This window comes from Aeromonas sp. QDB39, from assembly GCF_027707585.1.
GTDB classification, from domain to species: Bacteria; Pseudomonadota; Gammaproteobacteria; order Enterobacterales; family Aeromonadaceae; genus Aeromonas; species Aeromonas hydrophila.
The window spans coordinates 60,196-77,732 of the sequence record NZ_JAPCIV010000011.1; the positions used below are offsets into that span (position 1 = coordinate 60,196).

The window sequence follows — 17,537 nt, forward strand, 5'->3', positions numbered from 1 at the left end:
TTTGGCCCTCTGGCTGGTCTGATCGAGATACAGCGCGATCTGTTCGGCACTCATCAACTCGTTCATGGCTTAATCCCGCATCCCGCGACCGGCCGAACTGGGCGCCAGCACCGGCGGCTTCTCGTCCAGCACCAGCTGGTCATGGCCGCTGAATACCTCGAAGTGGCGCCCCTTGGCGCGGGCAATCATGGTGATGCCGAGCTGACGGGCCAGATCCAGCCCCATCTGGGTGACGCCGGAGCGCGACAGCAGCACCGGAATGCCCATCTGCGCCACCTTGATCACCATCTCCGAGGTGAGTCGCCCGGTGGTGTAGAAGATCTTGTCGCTGCCACACTCGCCGCGCATCCAGAGCTCGCCCGCCAGGGTATCCACCGCATTGTGGCGCCCCACATCCTCGACAAAGGAGAGAATTTCGGCGCCGCGGCAGATGGCGCAGCCATGGACGGCGCCCGCCATCTTGTAGGTTTCGTTATGGGCCGACAGCGCCTTGAGCAGGGCATAGAGGGTGCTCTGTTTAAGCTCAGGCGCCGCCAGTACCACCCCTTCAAGTTTCTTCATCACGCTGCCATACATGGTGCCCTGACCGCAGCCGGAGGTGACCGTCTTCTTCTCCAAGGATTTGTCGAGATCGGCTGCCTGCTGGCTGCTCACCACGGCGGCGGCCTCGCTCTCCCAGTCGACGATCACCGACTCGATAGCCGAAATATCCTCGATAAAGCCCTGATTTTTCAGGTAACCCAGCACCAGCGCCTCGGGGCGGGCCCCCAGCGTCATCAGGGTTACTATCTCCTTCCAGTTGAGGTAGACCGTCAGTGGCCGCTCACAGGCGATTTGGCGGGTTTGCAGCGTGCCCTGCTCATCCATCACCTCGACGGCCATGGTGAGCTGGGCGGCAGCATTGCTTTTGATAAAGGTCGGTGTCATGGGCCCCTCGCGACCGGTTGCCGGGATCTAAGGGGAGGGATACAGCAAGTTTTGTTCCAGATTATGTGAAATTAATGGTGGTGGGTACGAAATGAGTGTTGGATCTTAAATCATTAATATGCATTCATTAGAAATGCAATATGGTCTAGACGAGTTCCCTTGACTAAATGATAATATTGATAATATTTCTATGGGGCAAAGAAAATGTCGGGTGATGAAATTAAGTACGGGGCTATTCTAGTCGATACATCAATTTTTGATGGTAATGGATTAAAGCTAGAAAAGGGATTGTTAGGGAAATTGGCACAATTTAAGAAAAGCCCTATAGAATATATTTTACCTGATGTGGTAAAAAATGAAGTTCAGCGACACCTAGAAACTAGGATTAGTACTTCGCGTGCAGCTTTAGAAAAAGCACTCAATGAGGCTGGTGACCATCTATTCTTCGATGGTAGTGAGTTGAATGATGCAAAGAAAATGCTCATTGACAGTAAAGAGGTTAATGGGCTTGCTGAGAGCAGAATGAATAAATTTATAGATTCGACAGGAGCTTTAGTCCTAGAAACTGGAAGTTATGTTTCAGTCTCTGACTTACTTTCTAAATATTTTTCCAATGAGCCACCATTTGCAGAAACAGGGAAAAAGAAAAATGAATTCCCTGACGCTATAGTTCTTATGGCTGTTGAAGCATGGGCTGATAAGAATGATGAATATGTTCTAGCTATTGCCAAGGATGGAGATTGGAAAAGTTTTTGTCAGGACTCAACGAGAATCGACTATCAAGATGACTTTTCTCGTGGCTTGGAAGTTTTTAACCAAACCAATGCACCATATACGTTGTTAGCAAATCTTGAAGCAGCTTTAATTTCAGGTTCAGCCTCGAAGTTTCTTGCTGCAATAAGCTCACGTTTAGAATCTGCCTTGGATGGATTCACTCCAGATCAAGAAGCTGATTCAGCGTTTTATTGGGAAGCTGATGGTAGTCATGGCTGGTTTAACGATTTTTCGTTGCTTGAACATGAGTTTCGTATAGTTGATAAGGATGAGGACAGGGTTGTGTTAGAAGCTTTGGCCTCAATTTCCGTGGAGGCTGAAGGTGAGTTTTCATTATCCATGTATGATTCTATAGATAGAGATCATGTATCGATGGGAGGTGTAACTGTACAGGTGGTACGTGAGTTCGAGTCGGAAATACTAATTACAATTTCGGGTGATCTAAATGGACCGATTGATGAACTGTCAATAGATGAGGTTGAAATTGTAAGTCCTATAAATACCATTGATTTTGGATATATAGAGCCAGAATATGATGATTACGAAGAATAGTTTCATATCATGGGCCAAATCGTAGGTTGGCGCAGAACGAAGTGAAGCCCAACATTTACTGCGAATATTCTTATCAAGGCAATAATCGGATAATTCAGGCTTACTCGATTATTGCCATCCCCTCGCTCCTGCACAGGTTGATGGGTTTTACGCCGCATGTTTGGCTTCGCTGCGTTCTGCACCAACCTACGCCCGCACCAACCCATGTCCCGCACAACGCGCCAACCTGTATCAAAGCCCCCATCAACCTCCAAACCGGCCTTGGCCCCACTCTTGCTATGTCTTATCCCATTGATGGCCGTGGCTGCCCTGAATCTCCTGCCGTAACCAGCCCCGAACGGGGTGGTTCACGGGGGAGGGCGGCCCGGCAGAGACCTTCTGATGGGAGCCGTGACAGTGCAAGACACCACCAATACCTTGCCCCCGCAGCGCTGGCTGCAACTGGAGTTAAAGGCCATCGACAGCCAGGTTGGCCGCTGGCAGAGCCGCCGTTTTGAGATAGCTGCGCTCCATCCCGCTGAACCTGAGACTGCCGGTGCCTTGCCCCTTACCCTGTTTCGCGATGAGCGGGGGGATTATCGCTTCAATCTGAGCTCCGGCTCGCCCCGCCTCTTTGTGACCGGAAGCCGCGTTGACAGTGGCTTTGTGGCCGATGGCCTCACCCTGAGCCAGACCGTGGCCGCCGCCTATATGGATGGCGAGCGGCAGGTGCTCTCCTGCCCGCTGCCCGAGGCGCTGCAAGCCTGGGTGGAGGCCTTTATCGGTCGTCACGGCGAGCTGCTGGAGGCCCGTCGCAAGGGCAAGAAGGGCAAGGGGCGGGCGCAGGATCAGCTGGGTGTCGATACGGTAGGTCAAGCCAGCTGCGGCGCCGTGAAAGCCACCGGCCCCGATGGTCGCGCGTGTGGCAGCGACGCCGGAGCCAGTGCCGGAAACAAGGCCGGAAACAGCGCCCATGAGTGAGTTCCTCAAGCGTTGGTCGTCTCGCAAGAGTGAGGCGCGCAAGCATCAGGCATTGCAGCCACGGCAAGAGGTCATTACTGAGGCGCTTGCACCCCCCATCGATGGCAGTGGCGAAGCTGAAATCCCAGATACTGCGCCAGATAGCCCCGTAGTCAGCACTGACAAGGGGAGTCGTGAGCAACTTATCATTGAAAGGGCTGAGAGTGGCGAACTGCAGCTGAAAACGGCCCAGCTGGGCAAGGCCAAACTCCCCGACAGGGAGGCGCTGCGGGCCATGTTTCGCAGCCATAAACCGGATGGACTCGACGACTACACCCAGGATTTCAGCCAGCCCGAATTGCTGCCCGCAGCCCTGAGTGCCGGGCTGCGCAACTGGCTGGTGGAGCAGTCGACGGCGCCCGATGGGGAAGCCCCTCACTCAACCGCTGCCGCACCCGAACCGGCGATTGTGGCCGTCACGGCCATAACCAGCGAACCGCAAGGGTTGGCTGATAACCATTCTCAAAACCCCACCGACGATCGGGACATTTTGGTTGACCATGATGGACAAAATGTCCCAACCAAGGGTGGGGGAATGGAGCATTTGGGATCCTGACTCCCTGCCAGTCACTTTTTTCCTGGGGGAGTTGGCTCGGCTCTTGCTCTCCCAGCTGACCAACAAGCACGCCATCCCACGAGGTGGCGCGCACAGGAGTGCATGTGAGCATCGAACAACCCATAACAACATCCGTCGCAACTCTGACCGCCGATGGCGTGGCCGCGCGCAACGAACATGCCCGCGCCCATGCTCTGCAGCATACGGTCAAGACCGACAACCTGATCCCGGCCACCGTCTCCTACCAGAGTCAGGGGCGCCTGCTGCTGGTCGGCCCGGAAGACTGCATTCGCCGCGCCGCCAGCCTGCTGCCCCAAGGCGTGATGCCGACCCTGCTGGTGACCGAATCCGTTTATGACGCCGAGGCGGCGGATCTCGAGGCCATCTTCGAGGCTACCGCCGCTCTGGATGCCCTGACCCTGCGCGAGCCAAGCCTGACCGGGTATCTCGGTCAGTTCCAGCTCACCGGCCTTAACGGTCAGGGTGAACGTATTTCTCTGGCGGCGCTCTGTTTTACTCAGCAGGCCGCTGCAAATGGCGAACCGCGTTTCGATCTGGTGGCCGATCTGGGCCGCGTCCCGCTGTTTGCGCTGGAGCGCCCGCCGGTCGGCTATCTGCATCTCTTTGATGACGCGGACCTGGCCGAGCGGCTCGCCGAGCTCTGTGCCCTCACCGGTATCTTCGACAAGCCGCGCTATTTTCGCCTCGACCCCGAGGCCTGCGCCTTTACCGCCCGCGGCGTGCCCGGTTGCAGCCGCTGCCTCGATGTCTGCCCGACCGATGCGCTCAAGCCCATCAATGGTCGCATCCAGATCGATCCCCATCTCTGTCAGGGCTTCGGCAGCTGCGCCTCGGCCTGTCCGACCGGGGCGATTGCTTATCACCAGCCCGACGCCAACACCAGCGGCGACTATCTGCTGCGCTTGCTCAAGCATTATCGGGAGGCGGGCGGCGAAGCGCCCCAGTTGCTGATCGCCGGTGAAAGCGAGCGCGAATGGGTGGAAGCCGAACTCACCCGCCTGCCCGCCAACTGGCTGCCGATCTGGGTGGAGGAGAGCGCGAGTTTGGGTATCGAGAGCTGGTTTGCCGCCCTCGCCTATGGCGCCAGCGCGGTACGCATCGCGCTGGGCGACGATGCTCCCGCCAGTGTACGGGCTTTGGTTGAGCGGGAGCTGGCGAGCGCCGCCGTGCTGCTGGCGGGCGCCGGTCTTGCTGCCGATCGCATCGCCTTGTTTAACCCGGATGCCGAATTAGATAAGCCGATCTCCGGTGAGCCGACCCTTGCCCTGCTGGACAAGCCGCTCAAAGGAGACAAACGGGAGAACCTGTTTGCCGCCTTCGATGCCCTCTGGCAAGCCAACAATGGCGGCCGCGAGCCGCTGGCTGTGCCCCACGGCGCCCCTTACGGCAGTGTCGAGCTCAAAGAAGCTGACTGCACCCTCTGCATGGGCTGCGTGGCGGTCTGCCCGAGCCGCGCCCTGCATGCAGTGGGCCATGCCCCCGGCCTCAACTTTATCGAGCAGGATTGCATCCAGTGCGGCATGTGCGAAAAGGCGTGCCCCGAGCAGGCCATCGTGCTGATGCCCCGCCTGCAACCCGTGCCCGAGGCGCGCCGCGCCGTGCAGAGCCTTAAAGCCGAAGAGGCGGCCTGCTGCATTCGCTGTGGCAAGCCGTTTGCGCCGGCCTCCCTTATTCGCCGCATCCAGCAAAAACTGGCCGGTCACTCCCACTTCCAGAACGAGGCCGCCCAGCGGCTGCTGATGTGCGAGGACTGTCGGGTCAAGGATGTGTTTGCGGCGCTGGCGGCGGATCCCGTCTCCCAGCTCAAGGTGTGAGGGGCTCTGATGACTGAACAACGCAATGACTACCCGGAGGCGCCGGCAATGACCGACCTGGATCGCAATAGCGCCGACATGTACGCCCTGCTGGCGAGCCTCTGGCGCGCCGCCCCCCGTGGCGAGCAACTCGCCTGGCTGCAAGGCCTGCAAGCCATGCCCGGCCCCTTTGCCAGAGGACTGGGGCTGGTGCAGCTGGCAGCCAGCAGCCACCACGAAAACGAGCTTGCCGAGGAGTATCAGGATCTCTTTATCGGGCTGGGGCGCGGGGAGATAGTGCCGTTTGCCTCCTGGTATCTCACCGGCTCCTTGATGGAGCTGCCGCTGGCGGTGCTGCGCGCAGACCTGCAGTCCCTCGGTTTCGAGCGCCAGAGCGGGGTGTGCGAGCCGGAAGATCACCTGGCCGCCCTCTGCGAGGTGATGGCGGTGTTGATTGCCGAGCAGCACCCGGAGCGCAACCGCTTCTATGAGCGCCACCTTGCCCCCTGGGTACTGGCCTGCTGCCGCGATCAGCAACAGGCGAAAGGGGGCAGCTTCTACCGGGCGGTCGGGGCGCTTGCCGAAGACTTTTTCAAGCTGGAACAGGAACTGCGCCTGCCCTTTGGCAGCCCGGTGGTGACGCAGCCATGACGCTGCGCCACCCACTCATAGCAAAACCGGCTCACCGCAGCCGACCATAACAACAGAGGTCACAGAAAGATGAGCGATGAACAGCTGAAAGACCCGTCCCGCCGCAATCTGATCAAGGGGGTGGGGGTGGTTGCCACCATAGGCGTGCTGGCCGGTGCCACCGGCCGGGTGGTGGGCAAGGAGGTGCTGACCCACGACACCGAGCCGGACAAGGGTTATCGGGAGACCCCTCACGTTCACGACTTTTATCGCACCCTGCGCGGCACCGACTGAGCCGACTCAGTGAAGGAGAACTCATGAAACTGACGAAACGTGCCGAGCAGCCCCAGGCGGGCGAGCAGGGCAGCTTGCAAGGCGGTTTGCAAAATAATGGGGCCGCTCGCGGTCAGGGGCTGACCCGTCGCGCCTTTATGGTCAACTCAAGTCTGGTGGCCGGTGGCGCCGTGGCCGCCGGTTGGCTGGCGCCTGCCATGATGCAACGGGCCGAGGCCAAAACCGTGGCGGCCGAGGTGCCGGTCGAGGTGAAGCGCACCATCTGCTCTCACTGCTCGGTGGGCTGCGGCGTCTATGCCGAGGTGCAAAACGGCGTCTGGACCGGGCAGGAGCCGGCCTTCGATCACCCCTTCAACTTGGGCGGTCACTGCGCCAAGGGGGCGGCCCTGCGCGAGCACGGCCACGGCGAGCGTCGCCTCAAGTACCCGATGAAGCTGGTGGGCGGCAAGTGGCAGCGTCTGAGCTGGGAGCAGGCCATCGAAGAGGTGGGCAATGAAGTGCTGCGTCTTCGCAAGGAGTCCGGCCCCGACAGCGTCTACTGGCTCGGCTCCGCCAAGCACTCCAACGAGCAGGCCTACCTGTTTCGCAAGATGGCCTCCCTGTGGGGCACCAACAACGTGGATCACCAGGCGCGCATCTGCCACTCCACCACGGTGGCCGGGGTCGCCAACACCTGGGGCTACGGCGCCATGACCAACAGCCTGAACGACATGCACAACAGCAAGTCGATCATGTTTATCGGCTCCAACCCGGCGGAGGCCCACCCGGTCGCCATGCAGCACATCCTGCTGGCGAAAGAGCGCAACGGCTGCAAGATCCTGGTGGTCGACCCGCGCCGTACCCGTACCGCCGCCAAGGCGGACATGTACCTCTCCCTGCGTCCGGGCACCGACGTCGCCTTTATCTGGGGCATGCTCTGGCACATCTTCAAGAACGGCTGGGAAGACAAGGAGTTCATCCGCACCCGCGTCTACGGCATGGACGAGGTGCAAAAAGAGGTGGCGCGCTGGACCCCGGCCGAAGTGGAGCGGGTAACCGGCCTCAACGAACAGCAGGTTCATGGCGCCGCCAAGCTGCTGGCCGACAACCGCCCCGGCTGCGTGGTCTGGTGCATGGGCGGCACCCAGCACACCACCGGCAACAACAACACCCGTGCTTACTGCATCCTCGAACTGGCCCTCGGCAACGTGGGCAAGAGCGGGGCAGGCACCAACATCTTCCGCGGTCACGACAACGTGCAGGGTGCCACCGACTTTGGCGTCACCTCCGACTCCCTGCCCGGTTACTACGGGTTAGAAGAGGGCTCCTGGAAGCACTGGGCCCGGGTGTGGGACGTTGATTACGAGTGGATCAAGGCCCGTTTTGACAACAAGGCCTACAACGGCAAGCTGCCGATGAACAACAACGGCATTCCGGTCTCCCGCTGGGTGGACGGGGTGCTGGAGAACGCCGATCTCATCGAGCAGGGCTCCAACATCCGCGCCATGTTCTACTGGGGCCATGCGGTCAACTCCCAGACCCGCGGTCCCGAGATGAAGAAGGCGATGCAAAAGCTCGACATGATGGTGATTGTCGACCCGTACCCCACGGTCGCTGCCGTCATGAACGATCGTACCGACGGCGTCTACCTGCTGCCAGCCACCACCCAGTTCGAGACCTATGGCTCCGTCACCGCCACCAACCGCTCCATGCAGTGGCGCGACAAGGTGGTCGAGCCGCTGTTCGAATCCAAGGTCGACCACGAGATCATGTATCTCCTGAGCAAGAAGCTCGGCTTTGCCGATGAGCTGTTCAAGCACATCAAGGTGGAGAACAACGAGCCACTGCTGGAAGACATCACCCGTGAATACAACCGCGGCATGTGGAGCGTGGGCTACACCGGCCAGAGCCCGGAGCGGCTCAAGGCGCACCAGCAGAACTGGCACACCTTCCACAAGACCAACCTCAAGGCCGAGGGCGGCCCGGTCAGCGGCGAAGTGTACGGTCTGCCCTGGCCCTGCTGGGGCACCCCGGAGATGAAGCACCCCGGCAGCCACATCCTCTACGACACCAGCATTCCGGTCTCGGAGGGGGGCGGCGGTTTCCGCGCCCGTTTCGGCATCGAGTACCAGGGGGTGTCACTGCTGGCCGAAGACTCCTGGCCGAAGGGGAGCGAGGTGGAAGACGGCTATCCCGAGATCACCGCCGATCTGCTGAAACAGCTTGGCTGGTGGGATGAGCTGACCGAGGCCGAGAAAAAAGAGGCCGAGGGCAAGAACTGGAAGACCGACCTCTCAGGCGGCATCCAGCGGGTGGCCATCAAGCACGGCTTCGTGCCCTACGGCAACGCCAAGGCGCGCTGCGTGGTGTGGACCTTCCCGGATCAGGTGCCCAAGCACCGCGAGCCGCTCTACACCCCGCGCCGGGATCTGCTGGCCGACTACGCTACCTGGCCGGACGCCAAGAGCCTGTGGCGCCTGCCGACCCAGTACGCTTCGGTGCAGGAGAAGGACGTCAGCAAGGAGTTCCCGATCATCCTCACCTCCGGCCGTCTGGTGGAGTACGAGGGGGGCGGCGACGAGACCCGTTCCAACCCCTGGCTGGCAGAGCTGCAGCAGGAGATGTTCGTCGAGATGAACCCGGCGGATGCCAACGACGTCGGCGTGCGCGACGGTCAGGATGTGTGGGTGGAGGGGCCGGAAGGGGGCCGGGTCAAGGTGAAGGCGCTGGTGACCCCGCGGGTCAAACCTGGGCTCGCCTTTATGCCGTTCCACTTCGGCGGCCACTTCGAGGGCCAGGATCTGCGCGCCAAATATCCGGAAGGGTCAGACCCCTATGTGCTGGGAGAGTCGGTCAACATAGTCACCACCTATGGCTATGACCCGGTTACCCAGATGCAGGAGACCAAGGTCACCCTGTGCCGTTTTCGCCAAGTAGGAGCCTGATCTCATGGCCAGAATGAAATTCATGTGTGACACCAAGCGCTGCATCGAGTGCAACGGCTGTGTGACGGCGTGCAAGAACGAGAACGACGATGCCCTGGAGTGGGGCATCCAGCGCCGCCGGGTGGTGACCCTCAACGACGGCCTGCCGGGGGAGACCTCCATCTCGGTCGCCTGCATGCACTGCACCGACGCCCCCTGCATGGCGGTCTGCCCGGCCGACTGCTTCTATCACACCGACGACGGCATAGTGCTGCACAACAAGGATCTCTGCATCGGTTGCGGCTACTGCCTGTTCGCCTGTCCGTTCGGGGCGCCCCAGTTCCCGAAGACCGCCGCCTTTGGCGATCGCGGCAAGATGGACAAGTGCACCTTCTGCGCCGGTGGCCCGGAAGAGGATCACAGCGAGGCGGAGCGCCAGAAGTACGGTGCCAACCGCATCGCCGAGGGCAAGCTGCCCATGTGTGCCGAGCTCTGCTCCACCAAGGCGCTGCTGGCGGGGGATGCGCAGGTGATCTCCGACATCTTCCGTGAGCGGGTCGCCTATCGCGGCGCCAAGGAAGCGGGCTGGGGCAGTGGTGAAGAGCTGTTTTACGACGCCAGCAAGGCGGGCAAGGGAGGGGCGGCATGAAAACCTGGCTAATGGCCCTGTTTGCCGCCCTGCTGCTGGTGAGTACCGCCAGCTTCGCCGACGCCGAGAAAGAGGCGGTCGGCTTTGCCGGCGCCGACTACTGGCGGGCGGTGAAGGACGGGCAGGAGGGGGTGACCACCTCCCGCTCGCCGGAGCACGGGGTGCTCATCTCGGTGCCGGGCCAGCTCTGGTTCGAGGTGAAGACCAAGTGGGTGTCGCCGCTCGGTGCCATCGCCATCTTCGGGTCGCTCGCCATGTGCGGCCTGATGTACTGGGCGGTGGGGCCGACCAAGCTCTCCAAACCGCGCACCGGGCGCAAGCTCAAGCGCTGGAGCCGGCTGGATCGGGCGCTGCACTGGACCACGGCGGGCATGTTCCTGACCCTGTCCGGGTCAGGGCTGGCCATCATCTACGGCAAGCACTTCATCAAGCCGGTGGTGAGCATCGGGGTGTGGGAGAACTGGATCTGGTTCGCCAAGGTGTTCCACAACTACGTGGGGCCGCTCTTCTTCCTCTGCCTGATTGGAGTGCTCATCAAGTGGTTTCGCCACAACATCGTCAACATGGTGGACGTGCGCTGGTTCATGAAGGCGGGCGGCATGCTGGGGCCCCACAAGGGCAGTCACCCCTCGGCGGGCTTCTCCAACGGTGGCGAGAAGGCGATCTTCTGGCTGCTGATCTGGTTTGGCGGCATCGTGGTGGCGACCGGGCTGTTTCTGGACTTCCCCATCTTCGGCCAGCTGCGCCGCCAGATGGAGTGGGCCAGCTTCATCCACATCGTCGGCGCCCTGATCCTCATCTGTGGCTTCATCTTCCATATCTACATGGGCCTGTTCCAGCTGGAAGGGGCGCTGGAGGGGATGATCAGCGGCGAGGTGGACGAGACCTGGGCCAAGGAGCACCACGACCTCTGGTATGAAGAGGTGAAGCATCAGCTCGACCAGCCCGACACGGGCAAGTCAGGCGGGCGCTGACCGCGACATCAGGATGTAAAGAGAAGGGGCGCTGCGGCGCCCCTTTGTTGTGCCTGCCGCTCAGAGCGGCGGCTGCAGCGGCAGCCGGATGCGGTAGCAGAGCCCCTCGCCGGGCGGGCTGGTGACGGCGAGCTGACCGTGCAGGTTGTTCTCCACCAGGTTGTGGATGCGACAGGCGCTCAGCCCGCAGTGGCAGGGGGCGCCGCGCAGGGTGGTGAAGAAGGGCTCGAACAGGTGGGTCAGCTGCTCGGCCGCCATGCCGGGGCCGTTGTCCCGGTAGATCAGCAGCAGCTCGCTGCCGGCCCGCTCCACCTGCAGGGAGAGGCGGTGCTCCCCCGGCCCCTTGAAGGCGTGCTCCATGCTGTTCTTGATGAGCTCCTGCACCAGGTCGAGAAACAGCGACTCGGGGGCGGTCAGGGTGACCTCCTCGCCGCCCAGCTCGGCGTTGACCCTGGCGATGAGAAACTCGGGGGTGAAGGCCTGCAGCAGCTTGCGCAGGCTCTTCTGTACGGCAAAGGGGGTGGCGGGCAGTTCGGTCTGATCCCGGGTCAGCTCCTTGAAGCGGGTCACCAGCAGGGCGACCCGGCGCAGGCTGGATTCCACCAGCTCGGTGCCCTCCTTGATGTCGGTGAGCTGCTGCTGGAGCAGGCGCTGCCCCAGCATGCCGTTTTGCACCGCGCTGGCCAGCAGATCGCCGGCGCCGTGAATGAGGCTGGAGGCGGTGATGCCGATGCCGATGGGGGTGTTGATCTCGTGGGCGATGCCGGCGGTGAGCTGAAACAGGCTCTGGTAGAGCTGCACCTTGGCCTGCTGGCGTCCCAGCTCCTTGAGTCGCAGCTGGTTTTGCACCCGGGCCAGCACCTCGAGCTGGTGGAACGGCTTGGAGACATAGTCGCAGCCGCCGGCCTGAAAGGCCTGTTCGAGCGCCCCGATCCCGCTGTTGGTACTGATGAAGAGCACCGGCAGGCACCACTGGCCCGGCAACTGCTTGATGCGGCGGCACGCCTCGTAACCGTCCATCACCGGCATGTTGATGTCCATCAGCACCAGATCGGGGGGGAACTCGGTGGCGGCATCCACCGCCTGCAGGCCGTCGGTGGCCTCCCGCACCCGGTAACCCGCCTCTTCCAGCAGACTGCGCAAGATGTAGCGGTTGGATGCCATGTCATCGACGATCAGGATTTCACTCATCTGTTTGCTCTCTCCTGCCCCCGGGAACCTCTCCCTGCCGGTGGCCTGCTGTTGAGCATAGTTGGACGCTCTCTGTGGCGCGTGGCCGGTATGAGACCATCATCCACCTCGGCGCGGATTTTGGCCGCAGGGTATGCCCAAGCTCACAAAACTAAACAGGCAAACGTCATATGATTGATTTCATTATGAGTCTTGCTCTCCTGCCGAACGGCAATTTCACGTAAATCAAAGAGAATGACTATGGCTACCGGACAATATCTGCTGTGGAAAGATGCACAGGGACAAGATTTTCGCCCCGTCGCACTGACTGGCACCGATCTGCTCAACGATCGCAATCTCAACAAGGGCACCGCCTTTACCGAACAGGAGCGCGCCGACTTCGAGCTCGACGGCCTGTTGCCTCCCCAGGTGCAAACCTTCGAAGCCCAGCTGGATCGGGTCTATCAGGGCTTTCTGAGCGCCTGCAGCGACATCGAGAAGTATCAGAACCTGCGGGCATTGCAGGATCGCAACGAGACCCTGTTCTACGCCCTGCTGGCGCGCCACGTGGAGGAGATGACCCCCATCATCTACACCCCGACCGTGGGCAAGGCGTGTCAGGAGTTCAGCCACCGCTACCAGAAGGCGCGCGGCCTCTACATCACCCCGAAGAACGTCGATGACATGGGCTCCCTGGCCCGTCAGCTGGATGCCAAATCGGTGCGCATCATCGTCGTGACCGACAGCCAGGGGATCCTGGGGATCGGTGACCAGGGAGTGGGCGGCATGGGCATTCCCATCGGCAAACTCTCCCTCTATACCCTGGCTGCCGGCATTCACCCCGCCTGCTGCCTGCCCATCGCGCTCGACGTGGGCACCGACAATCAGGCGCTGCTGGATGATCCCATGTACCTGGGTCAGCCCCACAAGCGCATTCGTGGCAAGGAGTACGACGACTTCATCGACAAGTTCGTGGCCGGGGTCAAGCGCCACTTCCCGAACGCCGTGCTGCAGTGGGAGGACTTCAGCAAGTCCAACGCCTTCAACAATCTCTCCCGTTATCAGCAGTCGCTGCCGTCGTTCAACGACGACATCCAGGGCACCGGGGCCGTGGTGCTGGCGGGCATCATAGGGGCGGTCAAGGTCAAGGGCGAGACCCTGGGCCAGCAGAACTACCTGGTTTATGGCGCCGGTGCCGGCGGGGTCGGGGTGGCGGATCAGATCTGCGCGGGCATGATCCGCGAAGGGCTGGACCCGCAGGCGGCCCGCGATCGCATCTACATCCTGGATACCCAGGGGCTGGTGTGTGACAACCGCGAGGGGCTCGACGAGTACAAACGCCGCTACGCCAAGCCGGGCCTGCTGCTGGCCGGCTGGGACACCGAGGTGCCCGGCAAGGCCAACCTGACCGACGTGCTGCGTCACGTGCCGATCACCGTGCTGCTGGGCACCAGCGGCTCGGGCGGCGCCTTCAAGGAGGAGCACGTGCAGCTGATGCAAAAACACTGCGCGCGCCCCATGGTGTTCCCGCTCTCCAACCCGACCGCCAACTGCGAGGCGCTGCCGGACGACATCTATCGCTGGAGCAAGGGCAAGGCCATCGTCGCCACCGGCAGTCCGTTCAAGGATGTGCACTACGAAGGGCAGGAGTTCCGGGTCGGTCAGGGCAACAACGTCTTCATCTTCCCGGGGGTGGGTCTGGCGGCCATCGTCAGCCAGATCCGCGAGATCACGCCGGACATCTTCACCACCGCCGCCTTTGCGCTGGCGGAGTGCGTGAGTGAGGTGGACCTGGCCAAGGGGGCCGTTTATCCGCGCATTCGCGAGCTGCGCAACATCTCGGTGCACGTGGCGACGGCGGTGCTCAAGGACATAGTGCGGCGGGATCCTTCTCATCCGCTGATCGGTCAGGATCTGCAGCAGCACATCCTCAACCACATGTGGGAGCCGGTCTACCTGCCCTATCGCCGGGTATGATGGCCGTAAGCTTGCAGTTGCAATAGAAGAGGGGTGGCCACGGCCACCCCTCTTTTTTGTTACCTGAGCTGTCAGCCGCGCAGCGGCAGCCAGTGCCCCACCTTGCTGCGGCAGGCGGTGTCCTGCCACTGCTGACTGGCCTGGCCTATGTAGAGCTGCTCGCGGTAGTCGCGGCACCAGAGGCCGTTGGGGTGGCGAAAGGTGCGCAGTGGTGTGACGCTGCCCGAGTGGCGGTTGGCTGGGTTGAACCAGGTGAGGCTCTGGCCCTTGGGGCGGGTTTGCAGCGCCTCGGCCAGCGCCTGATTGGCCAGCGCCACGTCCTGCTTGTCCATCTGGTGATAGAGCGGGGCGGCTGGCTGGGTGACACAGGCGGACAACCACATTGCCAGGCAGATCAGCAGATAACGGTTCATGGTTGCACCTTGCTGTTGAACCCTTGCTGGATCAGCGCTTGCTCCTGCGCATCGGTCAGGGTCTGGCCGCGATCGTCTATCGTGCCGTCGCCCCGGATCTCGTTGCCGTTGTCGTCGACCGTGCCGTCGCCCCGGATCTCGTTGCCATTGGCGTCGACGGCGTCTACCCCCTTGTCGTCGACCGTGCCGTCACCCCGGATCTCGTTGCCGTTGTCGTCGACCGTGCCGTCGCCCCGGATCTCGTTGCCATTGGCATCGACGGCGTCTACCCCGTTGTCATCGAGGCCGTTGCCCAGGCCACGCCCGCCACCATGACGATCTCCGCCGCCGTGGCGGTCCCCTCCGCCATGCTGCTCACCACCGGCATGCCGAGCGCCCCCTGCATGCTGCTCGCCGCCGGCATGTTCCCCACCGCTGTTGTCCTCACCGCCATGGCTGCTGCCGCCATCGCTGTCATTGCCTCCACCACTGCTGCCGCCGCCATCGCTGTCGCTGCCTCCACCGCTGCTGCTACCGCCATCGTTGTCACTGCCTCCACCACTGCTGCCGCCGCCATCGCTGTCGCTGCCTCCACCACTGCTGCTGCCGCCATCGCTGTCGCTGCCTCCACTACTGCTACCGCTACCACCTCCGCCGCTACTTCCTCCTCCACCGTTTCCACTGCCATCGCCATCCTTGTTGTGAACGATCAGCCCATTGGCGACATAGCTGTGGCTGCCATCCAGGATCAGGTTGAACAGTGCGGTGGTGGGCGGGGCGTCAAGCCAGCAGAGGGACTCCACCAGCAGTGGGGTGGGGTGAGGTGCCAGCGCCAGGCTGCCTGCGCTGCCGTGTTCCGACCAACCCAGCAGATACATGCCGGTAAAGAGCGGCAGCACAGCGAGGGTCGGGTTTTCGCTGTGGGTCATGGCCGGGGTGATGGCCGCCCAGCCGCGGGTGGTCAGCAAGGGGTGTTCGGCGGTGAAGAAGGGGGCCAGCCGGTTGAGCCCGTACAGCCGGCGCGCTCCCAGTAGTACCCGCTCGACCGCCAGGATCCGGTTGCTGTGGCCATATTGATCCCGCACCCGTTCACCGACCCGCAGGGTCTCGATGGGACGTTCCTCCCCATCGGCCATCAGGATGCGGGTGCCGGCCACGAAACAGGACTTGGCATAGGCCTGATTCAGCTGCCATTGATGGTGGCTGAAGTCATAGCTCAGCGGGGTGGCAAACAAGGCCAGGGCGATGGCCGAGCCCACCAGCAGTCGACGCTGGCTGGGCTTGAAAGCGGGCAGTGACATGGGGGACTCCTTGTCCGGCTGGGTTCACGCCATCAAGTATAGAGGGGGCCGGTGGCGGGGCAGGGGCAACACCTGACAACAAAACCGCGTGGAAAAACGATTGGCGTCGGCGATAAAAGTGCGTAAAATCGCTTCCTCGATGCTTGTAGCAACGAATCCCGCCTAAAAAGCCAGTTTCATGCCCTCCCCAAGCAGTAAGAGGCAACAAATGACGCCGAATGGCTCATTCAGTGCCTTGAAAAAGTCTTGTGATAACTGAAAAGTGTCAAATATCCCTGTCAGTTATCAAAAAATTAAGGACATCCATGTTTTCCTTAGTCAAGCAAAGTGTCGCCGGGCTGCAAATCCTGTTTGTCGCCTTCGGTGCCATGGTTCTGGTGCCCCTGCTCACCGGACTGAACCCCTCCATGGCCCTGCTTGGCGCCGGTGTGGGCACCCTGCTGTTCCAGCTCTGCACCCGCCGCCAGGTCCCGATTTTCCTCGGTTCCAGCTTTGCCTTCATCGCCCCCATCATTTACGCCACCCAGACCTGGGGCCTGCCCTCCACCATGTTCGGTCTGTTTGCCGCCGGCTTCATGTACTTCATCCTGGCCGCGCTCATTCGCGTGCGTGGGATGGGCTTCGTGCACAAGCTGCTGCCGCCGGTGGTGATTGGTCCGGTGATCATGGTGATCGGTCTGTCGGTCGCCCAGGTGGCCTGCAACATGGCGATGGGCCGCGCCGGTGGTGAGCAGGTCGTGCCAGCCTCGGTTGCGCTGACCCTGGCCGGCATCTCGCTGGCGGTGACCCTGATTGCGGCGGTGTTCTGCAAGGGCTGGATCAAGCTCATTCCCATCCTCTCCGGCGTCATCGCCGGTTACGTGGCCGCCGTGCTGATGGGTCAGGTGAGCTTCGATGGCATGGTGAACGCCCCCTGGTTGGCGCTGCCCCACTTCGTGACCCCCGAGATCAACTGGGCTGCGGCGCTGTTCATGCTGCCGGTGGCCATCGCCCCCTGTATCGAACACATCGGCGGCGTGCTGGCCATCGGTGGCGTGACGGGCAAGGATTACACCAAGAACCCGGGTCTGCACCGCACCCTGGCCGGTGACGGCATCGGCGTCTGCTTCGCCGGCTTCATCGGTGGTCCCCCCGTTACCACCTACGCCGAAGTGACCGGCGCCGTGATGATCACTCGCAACTTCAACCCGGTCACCATGACCTGGGCCGCGGTGTTCGCCATCATTCTGGCCTTCTTCGGCAAGTTCAACGCTCTGCTCACCTCCATCCCGATGCCGGTGATGGGCGGCATCATGCTGCTGCTGTTCGGATCCATCGCCGCCATCGGTCTCAAGACCCTGGTGGAGTCCAAGGTGGATCTGGGGCTGTCGCGCAACATCGCCATCGTGGCCGTGACCCTGACCGTGGGTGTCGGTGCGCTGGAGATGAAGATCGGTGACTTCGCCCTGGCGGGCGTGGGTCTGGCCTCGGTGGCCGCCATCCTGCTCAACCTCATCCTGCCCCAGCACTCCGAAGAGGGGGCCATGGAGAGCGCCAAGGATTAAATCCCTGCGTTGACTTGCATTGAGATGATGAAAAAGAGGCCACCCCAGGGTGGCCTCTCTGTTTTGTCGGTGCGCCGGGCT

General features: G+C 61.8%; 15 protein-coding genes. 11 read left to right on the top strand and 4 right to left on the bottom strand.

Features of this window, described 5'->3' with window-relative positions; translation table 11 throughout:
- Positions 1 to 69: 69 nt before the first annotated feature.
- Positions 70 to 927 carry a formate dehydrogenase accessory sulfurtransferase FdhD gene (locus PG899_RS08285; RefSeq protein ID WP_190283980.1) on the bottom strand — a complete coding sequence of 286 codons (858 nt, stop codon included), beginning with the start codon at positions 925 to 927 and terminating at the stop codon, positions 70 to 72.
- A gap of 204 nt (positions 928 to 1,131) precedes the next feature.
- Here PG899_RS08285 and PG899_RS08290 point away from each other — a divergent pair, with 204 nt between their 5' ends.
- The 9 genes from PG899_RS08290 to PG899_RS08330 all read left to right on the top strand — a co-directional run bounded on the left by PG899_RS08290 (position 1,132) and on the right by PG899_RS08330 (position 11,072).
- The gene (locus PG899_RS08290) at positions 1,132 to 2,253 is read left to right on the top strand and encodes a PIN domain-containing protein (RefSeq protein ID WP_124253151.1); all 1,122 of its coding nucleotides are present in this window, start codon (positions 1,132 to 1,134) and stop codon (positions 2,251 to 2,253) included.
- Between the two features lie 381 nt (positions 2,254 to 2,634).
- Positions 2,635 to 3,213, top strand: a complete 579-nt coding sequence (locus PG899_RS08295; RefSeq protein ID WP_270697334.1) for a DUF3305 domain-containing protein — start codon at positions 2,635 to 2,637, stop codon at positions 3,211 to 3,213.
- The gene (locus PG899_RS08300; protein WP_190283982.1) at positions 3,206 to 3,808 is read left to right on the top strand and encodes a DUF3306 domain-containing protein; all 603 of its coding nucleotides are present in this window, start codon (positions 3,206 to 3,208) and stop codon (positions 3,806 to 3,808) included. The genes PG899_RS08295 and PG899_RS08300 overlap by 8 nt, the downstream gene beginning before the upstream one ends.
- Positions 3,809 to 3,912: 104 nt before the next feature.
- On the top strand, positions 3,913 to 5,643 hold the full coding sequence (locus PG899_RS08305; RefSeq protein WP_190283983.1) for a 4Fe-4S dicluster domain-containing protein: 1,731 nt from the start codon (positions 3,913 to 3,915) through the stop codon (positions 5,641 to 5,643).
- 9 nt (positions 5,644 to 5,652) lie between these two features.
- Positions 5,653 to 6,273: a TorD/DmsD family molecular chaperone gene (locus PG899_RS08310; protein WP_043119278.1), complete on the top strand. Its 621-nt coding sequence runs from the start codon at positions 5,653 to 5,655 to the stop codon at positions 6,271 to 6,273.
- A gap of 69 nt (positions 6,274 to 6,342) precedes the next feature.
- Entirely contained in the window at positions 6,343 to 6,546 is a 204-nt protein-coding gene (locus tag PG899_RS08315) for a transcriptional initiation protein Tat (RefSeq protein ID WP_005303194.1), read from the top strand.
- A 23-nt stretch (positions 6,547 to 6,569) separates the two neighbouring features.
- Positions 6,570 to 9,470, top strand: coding sequence for a formate dehydrogenase subunit alpha (locus PG899_RS08320; protein ID WP_197984396.1), 2,901 nt, complete (start codon positions 6,570 to 6,572; stop codon positions 9,468 to 9,470).
- Positions 9,471 to 9,474: 4 nt separating this feature from the next.
- A complete protein-coding gene (gene fdh3B / locus PG899_RS08325) occupies positions 9,475 to 10,098 on the top strand; it encodes a formate dehydrogenase FDH3 subunit beta (RefSeq protein ID WP_011706855.1) in 624 nt (207 codons plus the stop codon).
- Positions 10,095 to 11,072 (top strand): formate dehydrogenase subunit gamma, encoded by a 978-nt coding sequence (locus PG899_RS08330; protein WP_190283984.1) that lies wholly within the window; start codon positions 10,095 to 10,097, stop codon positions 11,070 to 11,072. The genes fdh3B and PG899_RS08330 overlap by 4 nt, the downstream gene beginning before the upstream one ends.
- Positions 11,073 to 11,132: 60 nt before the next feature.
- Here PG899_RS08330 and PG899_RS08335 read toward each other — a convergent pair whose 3' ends face one another.
- On the bottom strand, positions 11,133 to 12,263 hold the full coding sequence (locus tag PG899_RS08335; protein WP_190283985.1) for a hybrid sensor histidine kinase/response regulator: 1,131 nt from the start codon (positions 12,261 to 12,263) through the stop codon (positions 11,133 to 11,135).
- 240 nt (positions 12,264 to 12,503) lie between these two features.
- Here PG899_RS08335 and PG899_RS08340 point away from each other — a divergent pair, with 240 nt between their 5' ends.
- Positions 12,504 to 14,219 carry an NAD-dependent malic enzyme gene (locus PG899_RS08340; protein WP_011706852.1) on the top strand — a complete coding sequence of 572 codons (1,716 nt, stop codon included), beginning with the start codon at positions 12,504 to 12,506 and terminating at the stop codon, positions 14,217 to 14,219.
- A 71-nt stretch (positions 14,220 to 14,290) separates the two neighbouring features.
- Here PG899_RS08340 and PG899_RS08345 read toward each other — a convergent pair whose 3' ends face one another.
- Both PG899_RS08345 and PG899_RS08350 read right to left on the bottom strand, forming a co-directional pair.
- Positions 14,291 to 14,632: an RT0821/Lpp0805 family surface protein gene (locus PG899_RS08345; RefSeq protein WP_190283986.1), complete on the bottom strand. Its 342-nt coding sequence runs from the start codon at positions 14,630 to 14,632 to the stop codon at positions 14,291 to 14,293.
- Positions 14,629 to 15,912 (bottom strand): hypothetical protein, encoded by a 1,284-nt coding sequence (locus PG899_RS08350; protein ID WP_190283987.1) that lies wholly within the window; start codon positions 15,910 to 15,912, stop codon positions 14,629 to 14,631. The genes PG899_RS08345 and PG899_RS08350 overlap by 4 nt, the downstream gene beginning before the upstream one ends.
- Positions 15,913 to 16,217: 305 nt before the next feature.
- On the opposite strand from PG899_RS08350, the gene PG899_RS08355 reads away from it, so the two are divergent.
- The gene (locus tag PG899_RS08355; protein WP_016351527.1) at positions 16,218 to 17,456 is read left to right on the top strand and encodes a uracil-xanthine permease family protein; all 1,239 of its coding nucleotides are present in this window, start codon (positions 16,218 to 16,220) and stop codon (positions 17,454 to 17,456) included.
- Positions 17,457 to 17,537 lie beyond the last annotated feature (81 nt).